At 40.3% G+C, this 15,940-nt stretch carries 12 protein-coding genes, 1 pseudogene and 1 riboswitch; of the genes and pseudogenes, 5 read left to right on the top strand and 8 right to left on the bottom strand.

Annotation, left to right across the window (positions count from 1 at the left end; genetic code table 11):
* Positions 1-9: 9 nt before the first annotated feature.
* The 3 genes from aceB to AF333_RS11395 all read right to left on the bottom strand — a co-directional run bounded on the left by aceB (position 10) and on the right by AF333_RS11395 (position 4,878).
* Positions 10-1,611 (bottom strand): malate synthase A, encoded by a 1,602-nt coding sequence (gene aceB / locus AF333_RS11405; protein ID WP_043064461.1) that lies wholly within the window; start codon positions 1,609-1,611, stop codon positions 10-12.
* A gap of 391 nt (positions 1,612-2,002) precedes the next feature.
* On the bottom strand, positions 2,003-3,370 hold the full coding sequence (locus AF333_RS11400) for an alanine/glycine:cation symporter family protein (RefSeq protein ID WP_043064462.1): 1,368 nt from the start codon (positions 3,368-3,370) through the stop codon (positions 2,003-2,005).
* 108 nt (positions 3,371-3,478) lie between these two features.
* Positions 3,479-3,603, bottom strand: a riboswitch (glycine riboswitch).
* Positions 3,604-3,909: 306 nt separating this feature from the next.
* Positions 3,910-4,878 carry an iron-hydroxamate ABC transporter substrate-binding protein gene (locus AF333_RS11395; protein ID WP_043064463.1) on the bottom strand — a complete coding sequence of 323 codons (969 nt, stop codon included), beginning with the start codon at positions 4,876-4,878 and terminating at the stop codon, positions 3,910-3,912.
* 204 nt (positions 4,879-5,082) lie between these two features.
* Between AF333_RS11395 and AF333_RS11390 the strand changes: the two genes are divergently transcribed.
* The 3 genes from AF333_RS11390 to AF333_RS11380 all read left to right on the top strand — a co-directional run bounded on the left by AF333_RS11390 (position 5,083) and on the right by AF333_RS11380 (position 8,948).
* A complete protein-coding gene (locus AF333_RS11390) occupies positions 5,083-6,132 on the top strand; it encodes a FecCD family ABC transporter permease (RefSeq protein WP_043064464.1) in 1,050 nt (349 codons plus the stop codon).
* Positions 6,132-7,166, top strand: a complete 1,035-nt coding sequence (locus tag AF333_RS11385) for a FecCD family ABC transporter permease (protein WP_043064465.1) — start codon at positions 6,132-6,134, stop codon at positions 7,164-7,166. Before AF333_RS11390 ends, AF333_RS11385 begins: the two co-directional genes overlap by 1 nt.
* Before the next feature lie 69 nt (positions 7,167-7,235).
* Positions 7,236-8,948 carry an ABC transporter ATP-binding protein gene (locus AF333_RS11380; protein ID WP_043064466.1) on the top strand — a complete coding sequence of 571 codons (1,713 nt, stop codon included), beginning with the start codon at positions 7,236-7,238 and terminating at the stop codon, positions 8,946-8,948.
* A 134-nt stretch (positions 8,949-9,082) separates the two neighbouring features.
* On the opposite strand, the gene AF333_RS11375 is transcribed toward AF333_RS11380, so the two are convergent.
* Positions 9,083-9,691, bottom strand: coding sequence for a class I SAM-dependent methyltransferase (locus AF333_RS11375; protein ID WP_043064467.1), 609 nt, complete (start codon positions 9,689-9,691; stop codon positions 9,083-9,085).
* 101 nt (positions 9,692-9,792) lie between these two features.
* Positions 9,793-9,903: pseudogene (locus AF333_RS37800) on the bottom strand (DsrE/DsrF/DrsH-like family protein); the annotation flags it as partial.
* Positions 9,904-10,041: 138 nt separating this feature from the next.
* Between AF333_RS37800 and AF333_RS11370 the strand changes: the two are divergent.
* Positions 10,042-10,449 carry a CHRD domain-containing protein gene (locus AF333_RS11370; protein ID WP_043064468.1) on the top strand — a complete coding sequence of 136 codons (408 nt, stop codon included), beginning with the start codon at positions 10,042-10,044 and terminating at the stop codon, positions 10,447-10,449.
* 284 nt (positions 10,450-10,733) lie between these two features.
* On the opposite strand, the gene AF333_RS11365 is transcribed toward AF333_RS11370, so the two are convergent.
* From AF333_RS11365 to AF333_RS11355, 3 genes are all read right to left on the bottom strand, one after another.
* Positions 10,734-11,234 carry a MarR family winged helix-turn-helix transcriptional regulator gene (locus AF333_RS11365; RefSeq protein WP_021623844.1) on the bottom strand — a complete coding sequence of 167 codons (501 nt, stop codon included), beginning with the start codon at positions 11,232-11,234 and terminating at the stop codon, positions 10,734-10,736.
* A gap of 328 nt (positions 11,235-11,562) precedes the next feature.
* A complete protein-coding gene (locus tag AF333_RS11360) occupies positions 11,563-12,966 on the bottom strand; it encodes an APC family permease (protein ID WP_052811798.1) in 1,404 nt (467 codons plus the stop codon).
* A 329-nt stretch (positions 12,967-13,295) separates the two neighbouring features.
* Positions 13,296-14,762, bottom strand: a complete 1,467-nt coding sequence (locus tag AF333_RS11355; RefSeq protein ID WP_043064469.1) for a 4-hydroxyphenylacetate 3-hydroxylase family protein — start codon at positions 14,760-14,762, stop codon at positions 13,296-13,298.
* Positions 14,763-15,029: 267 nt separating this feature from the next.
* Between AF333_RS11355 and AF333_RS11350 the strand changes: the two genes are divergently transcribed.
* Positions 15,030-15,911, top strand: a complete 882-nt coding sequence (locus AF333_RS11350; RefSeq protein WP_052811801.1) for an FAD synthetase family protein — start codon at positions 15,030-15,032, stop codon at positions 15,909-15,911.
* Positions 15,912-15,940 lie beyond the last annotated feature (29 nt).

The raw sequence follows: 15,940 nt of genomic DNA, 5'->3' as shown, positions 1-15,940 counted from the left end.
CTTTCAAAATTAATGAATATATTTGTATCCAGGAAGAGTTAAGAAGTTTTCAAACTCATCATCAAGGATAAGCTGAGAGAACAACTCACTCGCCAACTGGTACTTACCGGAATGATACCGTTCTTCCCCAATCGCTTCTTTGATCGTTTCTAATTCTTCCCCTAGCAGTTGCTGGAACAGCTGCTCTGTAACCTTGCGTCCGTCATCAAGCATCCCTTTAGGATGACGAATCCACTGCCAAACCTGTGCCCGGGAAATTTCTGCTGTAGCTGCATCTTCCATAAGATTAAAAATCGGAACGGCACCATAGCCGCGAAGCCAAGCTTCGATATATTGAATTCCTACACTGATATTCGTACGGAGGCCCTCTTCCGTAATGGATCCTTCCGGTACCGCAAGAAGATCCTCTGCGCTCACCTGTACATCCTCTCGTTTATTATCGATTTGATTCGGTGTAGGCATAACATGATTGAATACTTCCAAAGCTACAGGCACTAACCCCGGATGGGCTACCCATGTTCCGTCATGCCCGTTTCTTGCCTCTCGTTCCTTATCCGCACGAACCTTGTTAAACGCCTCTTCGTTTGCTACCGGGTCGCCTTTGATTGGAATTTGAGCGGCCATACCACCAATAGCTGGTGCGTTTCGACGATGGCACGTTTGAACTGTTAATTGTGTATACGCGCTCATAAATGGTACTGTCATCGTAACGTTTGCGCGATCAGGTAGGATGATATGCGGCTGATTACGAAACTTCTTAATGTAGCTGAATATGTAGTCCCATCTTCCACAATTCAGCCCCGCCGAATGCTCACGCAATTCGTACAGTATTTCATTCATTTCGAATGTTGCCAAAATTGTTTCTATAAGAACGGTCGCTTTAATCGTTCCCTGGGAAATTCCAAGTTCGTTCTGTGCCAGAACAAATACTTCATTCCACAGCCTTGCTTCTAGGTGACTCTCAAGCTTAGGGAGATAAAAATAAGGCCCTGTTCCATTCTCAAGCAGCGTATCCGCATTATGATAGAAATAAAGACCAAAATCAAACAAACTACCGGATACAGGTTCTCCGTCAATAAGTACGTTTTTCTCTTCTAAATGCCACCCACGCGGGCGAACAATTAACGTTGCTGTATTTTCTTTCAATGAATATTGTTTACCGTCTGGATTTACGAATTGAATGCTTCCTCGAATCGCATCTCTTAAGTTGATTTGGCCTTCAATCGTATTGCTCCACGTAGGGGAGTTGGCATCCTCAAAATCTGCCATAAACATCTTCGCTCCAGAATTTAGAGCATTGATAACCATTTTACGATCTCCGGCAGGTCCTGTAATCTCTACCCTTCTATCTTGAAGATCAGGCGGAAGAGGAGCAATGGTCCATACACCGTTTCGAATATGCTCTGTCTCCGGTAAAAAATCTGGCATTTTTCCTGCATCAATTTCTTTTTGTCTTTCTTCACGTCTTTGCAGTAAAGAAATCCGTGTCTTATTAAACTTCCTTTGCAATGTAGCTACAAACTCCAACGCTCCAGGCGTAAGAATTTCTTCATATCCCTCCGGAACATTCCCCAGAATTTGCACTCCTACTGGGTAGGTTTTTGTATTCACGTCTCGAATGCCTCCTATCCAAACTGCTTTCAGTTTGTATTATATAACACAATCTCTTTGTTGTTTTTATTATAATACAGTATTCGAAAGTGCGCAAGTTGTTTTTTATTTAGTTAGAAAATTTAATAATATTCAACTCGTTTATTATTTTTCTGTACTAAAAGAATATCCAGACTGTTCGTTCTACATTATTATTATATAACAGATTTTCATTTACTTAATTATATTAATACAGAACTTTTCTTGACACAATAATTTTTTTATATTTCTCACAATAATAAAGATTTCCAGGATAGAAACAATTGCCACTCTTATTCGACCTTCATGCCACACAGCTCCACATAAAAAGGCTGTAGAGTAGGATAGACCACTCTACAGCCTCTTCATTACGCTAGCTTGCGACTTGTTCGTTAGCATTCTTTTCTTTCTCTGCTTGTAGGAAACGTTTTGTTTCCACAACGACCACTCCACTTAATCCGACTAGACCGATTAAGTTCGGAATCGCCATCAATCCGTTCGCAATATCAGCAAACGTCCAGACTAGACCAAGTTTTAAATTCGCGCCAATCGCGACCATACCAACAAAAATGTAACGGTAATATCGAACGGCTCTTCGGCCAAATAGATACTCTATACATTTCTCTCCATAGTATGACCACCCCAGAATTGTTGAATAAGCAAACAAAATAATTGCAATACCAAGAATCATACTTCCCGTACTGCCGAATACGGACTGAAAAGCGAGCGTCGTCGCTTCCACACCTGTCTTTCCGGACTTCCAAGCGCCTGTTGTAACCAATATGAGCCCGGTAATTGTACACACAACAAACGTATCAAGGAATGTCCCTGTCATTGATACAAGTGCTTGCTTAGCTGGAACGTCCGTTTTTGCTGCTGCTGCTGCGATCGGTGCGCTTCCCAATCCGGCTTCATTTGCAAACACGCCACGCGCCACACCAATTTGGATGGCAGCTGCAACTGTTGCTCCGACAAAGCCTCCGGCAGCTGCAGTACCGTTAAACGCTCCTGAGAAAATAAGCGAGAATGCCTCGGGAACTTGATCTATATGATAGAAGATAATAATTAGTCCAGCAATAATATAAAAGAAAGCTTTTATCGGAACAAAATAGCCCGTAACTTTCCCGATCTTTTTAACACCGCCAAGAATTACGAGCGCAATAAATACAGCCATCATAACCCCTGAAGCGAACGGAGGGATTGAGAAATTGATTTTCATTGCCTCTGCAACTGAATTGGACTGTACCATATTTCCAATCCCAAAAGAGGCGGTCGCACCAAAAATAGCAAACAGCACAGCTAGCCATTTTTTCCCTAAGCCACGTTCCAGATAATACATCGGACCGCCAGAATATTCTCCGTTTGCTCCCTTGATTCGATATTTTACCGCAAGAATAGCCTCTGAATATTTCGTTGCCATTCCAAACAACGCGGTAATCCACATCCAGAATATTGCACCAGGTCCTCCGATGGACACTGCCGTTGCGACCCCGGCGATGTTCCCCATCCCAATGGTCGCCGCCATAGCGGTCATCAACGCCTGAAAGTGGCTGATATCACCGGCTGAGGATTTGTCCTGCGATTTTCTAAACGCCAATGCATGAGCATACCATAGTTTGGTGAACTGTAGGCCCCGTAGACGTACCGTAAGGAGGATGCCTGTTCCTACAAGAAGTATCAATGTAGGTAGCCCCCATACATAGTGATTAATTACATCTAATACTTTGCTTACCGTCTCCATCTCCATTCTCCTTTATAAAAAAATAAAAAAACCATTTCATTCAAATGAAATGGTCTCTGGAGATACAAGGGATAGAAAAATAAACCGACCAAAAATCGGTATTTCCTGTCGCTTGTCTCTGTCCTTTTACCTGAGAGATTATCCGCCATACATAATAGTGGATTTGCTCCTTCGGTGCTCTGTTTCCTCCTTGTTGCTTAGCAACAGGAGGGAGTCTCTCCAGAGATTCGTCCCCATGCAGTTCTACTTGTATCCAAGACCTGAGAGTTTCAAAGCTGCTTGACCAACTTCTTGCCCCATCGGTAGATCATCGATCTTCTCCTGTATGGTTCATCCGAATGCTATATAATTGATAAAAGATATTATAAACATGTGTAAAACAATAAATCAAGACACAGAATAAAAGACACACTTTTTAAATTTTTTTAAAATCAACTCTTTATCATAACTACGATCTCACTAAAGAAACCCTTAGCAATATAAGCCAAGGGTTTTCGGTACTACAATATGGGTTTTTCTTTGAACAATGCCCATGCTTATTATTTTTGGGTTAACTTCTCCACAATGAAATCAAGTTGCGCTTCCAGAGAAACAGGGTCATTGAAAAAAGAACCCTTATCGTCTAATTTAAATACACGATTATTTTTTACAGCAGGAAGCCCCTTCCAAATGCTGTTCCCATATACAACATTCGGATCGGCGTTATCCCCTGACCATGCGCTTGTGAATATGTAATCCCCTGCATATTCTGGTAGCTTCTCTAATGAAAGATTAGCCCATCCTGTACCGCTATCAATCGCTTCTTTCTGCACAATTTTAGGCGCTTTTAATTTCAACTCACCATAAATGATTTCGCCGCCCCTTGCATAATTATGTCCAAATGCATAAATGCCTTTGGCGTATGGCTGGAGAATGGACACTGTTTTATTTCCTACGACTGCTTCAACCTTTGGCTTGTTTTCCGCGATTTTTTTATCCCAGCTAGCTATCCACTCATTCGCTTGATCTTCCTTACCTGTCATCTTTCCAAACTCTTTAAGCTGGTCTTTGAAATTTTTCTTTCCATATTCCACAGCTACTGTAGGGGCTACTTTTTCAAGTTGTTCTATATTTTCAGTTCCGCTAAATGTGACAATAAGGTCAGGCTTCATATCCAGAACTTTTTCGACTGAGCTTCCATCACCAAGATTCTCAACCCCGTTCATTTTTTCCTTAAAATAAGGGTTATCCAAAGCCTTCTGAGTAACTCCGATAGGTGTGATACCAAGCGCTAGAAAATCCCCGACATAGCTTTCTGCTAGTACGACTACCCGGTTGGGATTTTTGGGAATTTTAACTTCTCCATTCGCAGCTGTATATGTAATGGTTTCATTCTTATTTTCTGTAGACTGACCTTGCTGAGACTCAGGGGCTTTGTTGTTGGACGCCTGTCCGCAAGCAGCTAAAATTCCTATTAGTAAAATAGACAAAAATATAAAAACACTCTTCTTTAAATAATTGCCTGTCAATTAAATCTCTCCTTATCATTCAATCGATAACGATTATCAATTTCGATTATAGTAACATTATTATTTTCTCACTGCAAGACTATCTCATATTCGAATGTAGACAATTGGAAATTCAACTGTTACTATATCAATGATAACGATTATCAATTTTAATTAAAAGAGTTGTATTACGTCAAACGAAGGGTCATATGTAAGGAGAGAGAAATGTCTAAATCAATGGAAGTTACTGAACAATCATCACAGCAATTAAACTTGCGTTCCAGGCCCCTAGCTGCAACGATTATTCTTGTACTGGGTTCTTTCACCGTCCTTTTTGGACTTGCCCTTTCCATTTCTGTCGGCGCAGCGGATATAAAACTGTCGACAGTTTGGGAAGCGATTTTTCGCTTTAATCCAGATGTAACACAGCATTCGATTATACAAGAACTTCGCCTGCCACGCTCCTTAGCCGATATTATGGTAGGTGCCTCTTTCTCTGTAGCAGGCGCGATTATGCAAGGCATGACCCGAAATCCATTAGCTGACCCCGGAATATTGGGGATTAACGCAGGGGCAGCATTTATGCTCGCCTTTTGCTTTGCGTTTTTGCCTGGAATTTCATACAATTCCTTAATTCTCTTTTCTTTTCTTGGAGCAGCACTTGCTACCGGGCTTGTATACGGGACTGGGTTTCTAGTCAGAAATGGGTTAACACCTGTTAGATTGGTCTTGGCCGGTACAGCGGTAAGTGCACTTCTAATGGCGCTTAGCGAAGGGATTGCGATTCATTTTAAATTAAGTCAGGACTTGGCTTTTTGGCGCGCTGGCGGTGTAGCCGGAGTGAAGTGGGAGCAGGTTACCACCATGTTTCCTTGGGTGGTTGCCGCTCTTGTCGGGGCTTTATTGCTATCACGCTCCATTACGTTATTAAGCTTCGGGGACGAAGTAGCAACAGGGCTTGGGCAACGCACCAAACCAGCAAAATTATTCGGCGCAATTATCGTACTCGTATTAGCCGGTGTAGCCGTTTCAATTGTCGGACCAATCGCCTTTGTTGGGCTGATTATTCCCCACCTTACCCGCTATTTTGTAGGAATTGATTATCGATGGATTATCCCATGTTCAGCAGTATTAGGAAGCCTGTTCATGCTGCTCGCTGACATTGGAGCAAGAATGATTAACCCTCCATATGAAACGCCAATCAGTGCGCTGTTTGCTCTTATAGGAGTTCCGTTCTTTCTCTATGTAGCGCGAAAAGAGGGGAGGGAACTATAATGGAGAATATATTGCCTTTAGAAGCCGAACGTAAAAAGAAGATTCGTCGCATTACCGTGTTATCCATACTTGCTATATTAATCTTGCTTACTTTCATCATCAGTATGAATACAGGATACTCCAGTTTATCCCCGATGGAAGTCATTCGAACGTTTTTTGGAATGGGTACTGAAAAGCAAAGTCTTATTTTATTCGAATTTAGGCTTCCACGTATTATTGTCGCAATTCTAGTAGGAGCAGGGCTTGCCGTTTCGGGATGCATTCTGCAAGGGATATCCCGAAATGCTTTAGCGGACCCAGGAATTTTAGGGATAACAACCGGTGCAGGACTTATGGTGGTATTATTTGTCTCCTTTTATCCAAGCAATACGGCTGCACCCGTCCTCTTTCTTCCATTTCTGGCTTTAGTGGGCGGTAGCTTAACTGCTTTGTTGATTTATAAGTTATCGTACAAAAAGCACCATGGGCTTTTGCCTAGTCGTCTTATTTTGACTGGGATTGCAGTAGCCGCAGGAATTAGCGCTTTAATGACGATACTCACACTAAGATTGACCCCGCAAAAATATGATTTTGTAGCCGTTTGGCTAGCGGGAACTATCTGGGGAACAAGCTGGGAGTTTGTTTTAACATTGCTTCCTTGGATTATTGTGCTTTTTACTTTTATTTTTTATAAAGCACGTATACTGGATGTATTAAATTTTGGTGACAAGCTGGCAACAGGACTTGGTGTCCCAGTAGAAAAAGAACGCCTTAAATTATTGGCCGCCGCCGTCGGACTTGCAGCATCATGCGTTTCCGTTAGCGGAGGTATCGCTTTTATCGGCCTTATCGGGCCTCATTTGGCAAGAAGACTAATCGGACCTCATCATCAATTTCTGCTGCCTGCTTCGGCACTAGCCGGCGCTTTATTGCTACTTGTCGCAGATACGCTTGGCCGAACGATTATGCAGCCTTCCGAAATCCATGCAGGCATTGTTGTAGCCATAATCGGAGCACCATATTTCCTTTATTTGCTTGCTCGTTCCAAAGCATAAAGCCAATTTATTATGCTAATCCCTGCGAAGGATAAGCAGCTATTTATTTTAGAAATGGGTGATTTCTTGATGTTACGGCGATTTTTTGAATATTACCGCCCATATAAAGGCTTATTTTTTCTGGATTTTACTTGTGCAGTCTTAGCCGGTTTACTGGAACTCGCTTTTCCACTTGCTGTAAATCAATTCGTTGACAAATTACTTCCGGGACAAAATTGGTCTTTAATCTTTGCGGCATCCGTTGTTTTACTTGCAATTTATGCTATTAATACTGGTATGCAGTATGTGGTTACATACTGGGGACATATGCTTGGAATTAATATTGAAACAGACATGCGTAAAAAGCTGTTCGATCATATACAGAAGCTTTCGTTCCGCTTTTTCGATAATAATAAGACGGGGCACTTGATGTCTCGACTTTCGAATGATTTGATGGAAATTGGAGAAATCGCTCATCATGGACCAGAGGATTTATTCATCGCCGTTATGACACTTATTGGGGCGTTCATCATGATGCTTTTCATCAATTGGAAGTTAGCTCTTCTCACATTTATGGTTATCCCCTTCCTCCTTTGGCTGACCATATTATTCAATAAAAAGATGACCCAAGCATTTAGGCGCTTATTTTCCGATATAGCCGATTTCAATGCAGGCGTTGAAAACAATATCGGCGGTATCCGCGTCGTGCAAGCTTTCGGAAATGAAGAACACGAAAAAGCGCAATTTACAGTCAACAACAATCGCTTTCGCCTTACGAAACTGCTCTCATATAAAATAATGGCTTTAAATTCATCCATCAGCTATATGCTGATGCGTCTTGTTACACTGTTTGTTCTTCTTTGTGGAACATGGTTCGTTATTAGGAATGAGCTGACGTATGGGGAGTTTGTCGGATTTGTTTTATTGACCAACATCCTGTTTAGGCCAATCGAAAAAATCAATGCGGTCATTGAGCTTTATCCGAAAGGGATCGCAGGCTTTAAGCGATATATTGAGCTTCTTGAAACAGAACCTGATATTGCAGATGCACCGGATGCAGTGGAAATTAAACATCTGAGAGGCGATATCCACTTTGACAAAGTAACATTCGGATATGAAGGCAAAGATAAGGTTCTTCAGAACATTGACTTGAAAATTCATCCTGGAGAAACCATTGCATTCGTCGGCCCTTCTGGTGCGGGAAAAACGACACTGTGCAGTCTTCTGCCCCGTTTTTATGAAGTCGAAGAAGGAAGCATATCCATCGACGGTATGGATATCCGAGAGATAAAGCTATCGTCGCTACGTAAACAAATCGGTATTGTACAGCAGGATGTCTTTCTGTTCTCCGGAACAATAAGAGAGAACATCGCTTACGGAAATCTACATGCATCTGACTCTGAAATATGGGAGGCGGCACGACATGCGAAGCTGGACGATCTCATTCGCTCACAACCTGAAGGGATGGATACGGTAATAGGCGAACGAGGCGTGAAGCTTTCCGGTGGACAAAAGCAGCGATTAGCCATCGCGAGGATGTTTCTGAAGAATCCATCGATTCTTATTCTTGACGAAGCCACATCCGCTCTTGATACAGAAACTGAATTAGCTATCCAGCAATCGCTCGCCGAATTGTCCAAGGGCCGTACTACGCTTATCATCGCTCACAGGTTAGCAACGATTAAAAATGCCGATCGGATTGTCGTCGTTACAAAACAAGGTATTGAAGAACAGGGGCAGCATGAGGACTTAATTGAATCTGGCGGCGTGTACAGCAGATTACATGCTGCACAGTTTGGCTAATCAGCGACTTGCCATAATTATGAATCTCTTGTCTGCGCTCATCACTTTCTGCCGTCCACCCATATTTTCATCAGAAATGACTCTTCCCCTGTATTGAAGAGTCATTTCTAATTTTTTGTAAGGTTGTACTACCTTTATGATTTTTGACCAACAAATTGAATGACGTGAGATAAACCATTATGCAGGTTCCCTTCATAACGTATAACTTCACCCATAAAAAAGTGTATAATTTTCCAATCATTAAAAATCTGTAAAAATTCTTCGGGTCGGTATAATAAATCTACCTCTTTAGGACCTCCGCTATTATACGGTGGTTGATGTACAGAATAAACCTCACTTACATACAAACCGCCTGGTCTAACAGCATTCTTGACTGACTCCAACGTTTTTAGTCGAAGTGGAGTTGGGAAATGACCAAAGATACATACAATCTGATTCCATTTCTCTTCTTCCCATCTAGCTGTACTTAAATCTACAAGCTCTGTATAAACAGGTACCCCTCGTTTAGCTGCTAACTCTTTCGTTTTCTCCAGGCCGGAAGGTGCGTAATCCCATGCTGTTACATTAAAATTGTGTTCAGCTAAGAATACAGCGTTTCGCCCTTCTCCTTCAGCAATAGCTAACGTCTCTCCTTTAGGAATAAGGTGATGCATAGCCTCTGTTAAAAAAACATTTGGGTTTGTTCCATACACATACTCGTCGGCTTGGAAACGGGCATCCCATGGATTAACAAATTGACTCAAAAAAACACCCCTATTCTGTAATTACGTTATCGAACAGCACAACGATTCGGCCCAATGTCCATTTCATTCTCAATGTTCAAACCGTGATTTTTCTAACTTTATTAAATGAATAAATTTACATTTTCCACATCAGCCAAGTAAATAGCACCCCAAGCATACACGATATTATCAAGCAGTTCTTCCTTTTGCAACCCGAGAAGCTCCATTTGCAATAATGTATGTTATCATAGTCCCCGTTTCCCTCGGGATAAGCTCCCAAATACCTGTGCTGAATAATAGGTAATCGTACAAGCAGTAGTGATTCTCAAAGAATAAATTACTATATCTTATTTTTTAGGAGGAGAACGATAATGAGGAGATTTTCCGCGCGTTTAAGAGGATCGGAAGAAGTTCCAAGAGTACGAACCAATGCAAGTGGTGTAGCTAATTTTCAGCTTAGTAATGATGGTAGAAGGTTAAGATTTACATTGGTTGTTAGGAATATAAGGAACGTTACACAGGCACATATTCATTTAGGTCGAAGAGGGATGAACGGTCCCATCGTCGTATTTCTTTTTGGTCCTGTTAGCAGAGGAATTACTGTAGATAGAGGCATAGTAACGGGAACATTAACAAGTGCAAATTTAGTCGGGCCTTTAGCTAGACAATCATTGTCTACACTCTTGAGAGAGATGCGTAATGGTAACGCTTATGTGAATGTCCATACTGAGGCACATCCGAATGGGGAAATCCGCGGACAGATAAGACACCCACGTTAACATAAAGGAAGTAATAATAAAAAGTTATTACTCCTCCGAACTAAGATGTTTTTAAATGGGGCTGCTGAAAATTAAGCAATGTACTTTTTTTGTTAACAGCCCCATCACTATTATCATCTACTATATAAATTACACTTGATATTTTGACAGGGGAGTGTGGTTGGAAGGAGGAGATTCGGAAAAAAGAAGAGGTTGGCCCACCGCCCTTCCTTCTTTTCTTACCTTCCCACCATAAAAACTTGTCGATGTATCAAATCAGATGTATATAGGAAGTATTTAGTGATTCAATCAACAAGGTAATCCATATTCCTGTTAATTTTTCTTAATAACTCCGTAATAACTTTACCTTCTTCTTCGGTTAACCCTTTTACAATTTCTATTTCTCCTTTATTGAATTTTGGGTATAAATCTTCGATTACTTCTTTGCCTAAAGATGTAAGCTTTAGTTGCACTAACCTTCGGTCTCTTTGGTCTGCTACTCGCACACATAATTCTTTTCGTTCCAATGTGTTTGTAATACTGCTTACGGTAGCTACAGTAACCCCCATCAGTTTAGCTACCTTCCTCATTTCCATCGGTTCCCATATCCAAAGATTATGTAACAAGTCAAAAGCCGTCCATGAAAGGTTATACTCAGAGAGAACCTCTCGTTCCATTTTTATTCTCATACGCTGAGCAGCCCGGTACAGATTCGAAACAATGGTCATCGCTTCGAAATCATAAGGTTTTCCATGTAAACGACGTATTATATCTTTCTCTTCAGAAAGAAAGTTATCTTCCAGCATATTTATCCTCCACTGCGTTTTCTATATATTTTAATACTAAATGTAATTATGTAAAATTTTATATGTATAAATAAGTATATCATTTCATAGTTTATAAAACTATAATTTCATCCCTACGCTTTCTTCGACTGTATGAGCGCTGGCGATTATCATATTGTATACAAAAGAGCCATACCCTTAAGAAAGGGGTACGGCTCTTTCATGTAAACCATCCTTATTAACTATGGCATGAACCTATGATAGAATACACCGCCTCTACTGAAGCAAGTCGCCACCGAACTTCCACAGGGAAGCTCTCCGCCTTAGTAGAGAGCGGATATCACAATAACTAAAAGGAATCATCTTTAAAAACATTAACCTTCTTTGAAAATCCCTTGCTTGTAATACTTAGATAAATAAACCCAACTAATAACCATGAGAATCCTACTATATGTCCGATTCTGTCCATTCCCCACAAAATGTAAGCGCATACAAACAAACCAAATAAAGGACACAAGACATAGAAAATGAACCCAGAGAAATTACGCTTTTTTCTTTTGACGAAATACTCTATAAATACTGACAAATTTACACAGAGAAAGCCAATCAATGCACCGAAAACAATAATAAGAAACATCACACTTAAATCAATGGCAACAGCACCTATGTATCCTATAACGGCCATAAATAAGATACTATAAGCAGGTGTTTTGTATTTAGGATGGATATGAGCAAACAACTTCGGCAATACTTGTTCACGCCCCATTCCATATAATAACCTTGATGCCGCAGCTTGTCCTGCCAGAGCTGTTGAAATTCCGGAAAGCGAAATAATTAAAGCTAGCACAATGGCGAGTCCACTTCCCCCTACAACCGTAGTAATCTCAAAAAACGCTGTATCTGCTGATTTGAAGGATTGAAAATCTGGAAAAACTATAGTAGCAAAATAGACTTGAATTATATACAACACCGCACTGATAACACAGGACAATACAGCTGCCTTCCCGACGATTTTCCCTGTGACATTAGAATCCTCAGCCATAGTCGTTACAGCATCAAAACCAAGAAAAGATAGAACAGCGATAGAGGCTCCTCCTATCAGTGAGTTCCATGTAAACGTTTGCGCATTATAAATCCCTTGTATAGAAAATATACTGCCTACTCCTATCCCATGAAGTAATGCTTTGATGGCAAATCCAACGAATAGTAAAATACTTACTATCATAATTCCTGTCATAAGTATATTGACTTTTGAAGCGACCTCCGTACCTATGCAGTTAAATATCGTTACCGGAACTACAAATACAAGAAGCATAAACCAAAGAGGAACAGAAGGGAATAATTCAATGGCATATACTGCACTTAATTTATATAGAAGCATAGGAATCAGCACATAATCCAACAACATAGACCAGCCTGCAATGAATCCTAAATATGGATGGATGGCTCGTGATGTATAGGTGTAGGTAGAGCCTGCGATTGGAAAAGCCTCTGTCATCCTACCGTAAGAATAAGCTGTAAATATCATTGCTATCAAGCCAATAACATATGATAAAACAGCATGTCCATTCGATACTTGTGCGAGAGAACCATAGAGAGTCTGAGCTGATACGGGTGCCATGAAAACCATTCCGAATATAACTAAATCCCGCGTTTTTAATACTCTTCTCAATCCTTCTGTTTGCCTTGGTCCGCTAGAGTTGATAGTATTTTCAATACTTATAGCCGAATTGCTCGTTGTTTCTACCTTCATAGAGAAGCTCGCCCTCTTTCTCCGAAATTATCCATCTATATACATCTGATTTGATACATCGATAAATTTTTATGGTGAGAGGTAAAAAAAGAAGGTGAAAATCAGAGGCTGGAAAAAGACACGTTTGCCTTTCTTCTGCTGGATCGCACGGCGCATCCAATCTCTTCTTTTTCTGAATCGCCTCCTTTCAACCACGCTACCCTGTCAAAATATCAAGTGTAATTTACATAGTAAAAACGAAAGACTAGAGAAGTCTCTCCCTTGCTTTACTCTGCATAGGAAGAAACCATCTCTAGCTAACGGCCAAAATTAACTATTTTACTCAATTCTTACTTTGTAGGTTGCAGTTGCTTTACAGGTTCTTGTAAAAACTGCTTTACAAGCATCTCAGGGTGCGTTTTATCTGCTACTTTATAATTTAATGCCGTCATGCGAAACGAGTCACTTAGATAGAAACGCTCATACAAATCTCCACGACCAGCAAGATCTGAACCGATAAAATCCCAGCCAAGTCTGAATAAACGAATACGTTTTTCTGCATCAGCATTACGCGCCTGGTAATATTTAGCGATTTCAGCAGACAGTGGACCATCTAGATCTTTTGAAGTTGGTGTAAGCATAAAGCCACCACCACCGATGATTTTAAGCAACTCTGTTGCCCGTGGGATCCATTTCGGCATTAAGCCTCGAAGTGCAAGTAATGGTTGATCATTTGGAGCCCAAACTCCTTTGCCTCCAACTTCGAAAGCCCCCTCTTCAGCTGCAATGACACCCGCACGCGTCATCTCCATCATATTCCATATTTCTCCTAGCTTCTCCTGAACATGATCAAATGTATTAACTCCTGTGGTATCCGCGATCATATGACCTAAGCCAAAAGCAAATTCAAGTTTCGTTAGGGCTCGATTCATTGCTTGAAGGATAATGTAGTTTCTCCAGTACCCCTCTCCAATTACTTCTGAATAGCCAATGGTATCTCCATCCATGAATACGCGATCCTTTGGTACATGTACATCATCGAAAATAACTACCGCATCCATCTCATCAAAACGGGAAGACAGCGGATAATCAAAGTTATTTCTATCCTTGCTGTATGAATCACGGCAAATAAACTTCAATCCTGGTGTGTTCATAGGGACTGCGAAACAAATTGCATACTTCTTATCTTGGAGTCGAATATCACTGCCTGGATATACTGTTAATTCATCTGCAAATGGAGTTAATGTTGCTAGCATACGTGCGCCACGTACAATAATTGAGTCTTCTGTTTCCCCGACCTTGTGCAGAGATATTTCTCCTCCGCCCTGCTCAGCTTCGGATACGGAGCGATCAACCTGTGGGTTAATAATCGAGTGCGTCATAATTAAATCGTTATCCCGAACATACTTTTGATAGTTAATCAAATTCTGCGCCCCTTGTTCATTTCCACGCCGCGCCCATACATCTGCATGTCCAGCAAAACAAGCAAAAGTGACATTCATATAATCCGGACTTCTTCCCATTAAACCAACAGAAGCCTCTGCCCAAATTTTCATCGCTTTGCGAATTCGTTTAATATCTTCCTTACTTCTTGGAATTAAATGAGTAATTCCGAAGCGTTCACCTGTTTCTGATGAGGTTGTTGTCATAATCTCTGGAAATTCATGCTGTAAGTCGAAAAGTTTTGCTACTTGTTCAGCAGCACCCTTAAAAGCAGGATGAGTCGTTACATCTTTCACTAATTCACCATCGAGCCAAATTTCGCGCCCGTCTTTTTTCAAATCTTCAAGAAATTGTTTCCCTGTTCTTATTGCCATAATAAAACCCTCCAATCAACCTTCCGGAATTTACAGAATCATTAAATACTTAACGTTTTATATCGAAAGAATAATATAATCTTTTTTATTTGTCAACACATTATAAATTTTCTGTATATATTTTTATCACTTGCGTTTTTGGGAAATTTTTAATTTATCCGAATCATTAAATATGATACAATATCGTTAGATAACGAACGAAATTGAATTTCTTTACAACACAAAATTTATTCATTCTAAAAAATTTGATATAAAGCAGGTGAAAAAATGAAAGTTATACATCTTTCTTATCCGCTATCACCTTCTTTTGTGACCGACTTTTCTTCTATTGCTATTGGTTACTTCGATGGCGTACATTATGGACATCAAGGTGTCATTAAAGAAGCCGTTAGATACGCTAAAAAGACCGGTTTAAAATCAGCCGTGATGACTTTTGATCCACATCCGAGACAGCTGTTTGGAAATAACAATTATACAGCTTCCATCACACCTTTACCGGATAAATTGCGCATTTTTGAAAATCTAGGAGTAGATATTACTTATGTCGTATCATTTTGCCAAGTGTTTTCAAAAATTTCACCGTTAGATTTTGTTGAACAATTTTTACTTCCGCTCCGTGCTACAAGCGTAACTGTGGGCTTTGATTTTTCCTTTGGCTATCGAGGAGCTGCTGGACCCTACGATCTTCAAAACTTAGCGAAAGAACGTTTTCGAGTCGAAATTATTTCTTCTATTAACTCAAGTCATGAAAAAATCTCAAGTACAAATATCCGTAAAGCGTTGCAGGATGGGGATATAGAAAAAATAAATAATTATTTGGGAAGGGAATACACCATTTCGGGAAAACTTAAAGGAAGTAATGGGGAACTTTTTCTAACACGTCCATTCCTCCTCCCCCAAGCTGGAGAGTATTGGGTAAAAATATACGCTTTAAATAGATGGGTTTACAGTAGACTTAAAATTTACAACTCACTATATAAAAAATATGAAAATGGCAAGTATCAAGCTCAGCTTTTCTTATTAACCAAAGATCTGTTGCCTATATCAGAAACGATAGAAGTAAGGTTTATCTCTTTATCCCATGCAGAACAAATACAGGATGAAAATGAAACAAATCTACCTTTGGAAAAAATGTCATATCAGCGATAACTATTACATTGTGTAAAAATAAGGAGGAT

This window comes from Aneurinibacillus migulanus, from assembly GCF_001274715.1.
GTDB classification, from domain to species: domain Bacteria; phylum Bacillota; class Bacilli; order Aneurinibacillales; family Aneurinibacillaceae; genus Aneurinibacillus; species Aneurinibacillus migulanus.
Note: the sequence above shows the minus strand (reverse complement) of the source record. Positions and strands in the feature narration are given on the sequence as shown.

What these genes read in the sequence shown, in the direction of transcription:
- AF333_RS11400 (WP_043064462.1), bottom strand. Translation starts at nt 3,370, where the DNA reads ATGGAGACGGTAAGCAAAGTATTAGATGTAATTAATCACTATGTATGG.
- AF333_RS11390 (WP_043064464.1), top strand. Translation starts at nt 5,083, where the DNA reads ATGTCTAAATCAATGGAAGTTACTGAACAATCATCACAGCAATTAAAC.
- AF333_RS11385 (WP_043064465.1), top strand. Translation starts at nt 6,132, where the DNA reads ATGGAGAATATATTGCCTTTAGAAGCCGAACGTAAAAAGAAGATTCGT.
- AF333_RS11380 (WP_043064466.1), top strand. Translation starts at nt 7,236, where the DNA reads ATGTTACGGCGATTTTTTGAATATTACCGCCCATATAAAGGCTTATTT.
- AF333_RS11370 (WP_043064468.1), top strand. Translation starts at nt 10,042, where the DNA reads ATGAGGAGATTTTCCGCGCGTTTAAGAGGATCGGAAGAAGTTCCAAGA.
- AF333_RS11365 (WP_021623844.1), bottom strand. Translation starts at nt 11,234, where the DNA reads ATGCTGGAAGATAACTTTCTTTCTGAAGAGAAAGATATAATACGTCGT.
- AF333_RS11360 (WP_052811798.1), bottom strand. Translation starts at nt 12,966, where the DNA reads ATGAAGGTAGAAACAACGAGCAATTCGGCTATAAGTATTGAAAATACT.
- AF333_RS11355 (WP_043064469.1), bottom strand. Translation starts at nt 14,762, where the DNA reads ATGGCAATAAGAACAGGGAAACAATTTCTTGAAGATTTGAAAAAAGAC.
- AF333_RS11350 (WP_052811801.1), top strand. Translation starts at nt 15,030, where the DNA reads ATGAAAGTTATACATCTTTCTTATCCGCTATCACCTTCTTTTGTGACC.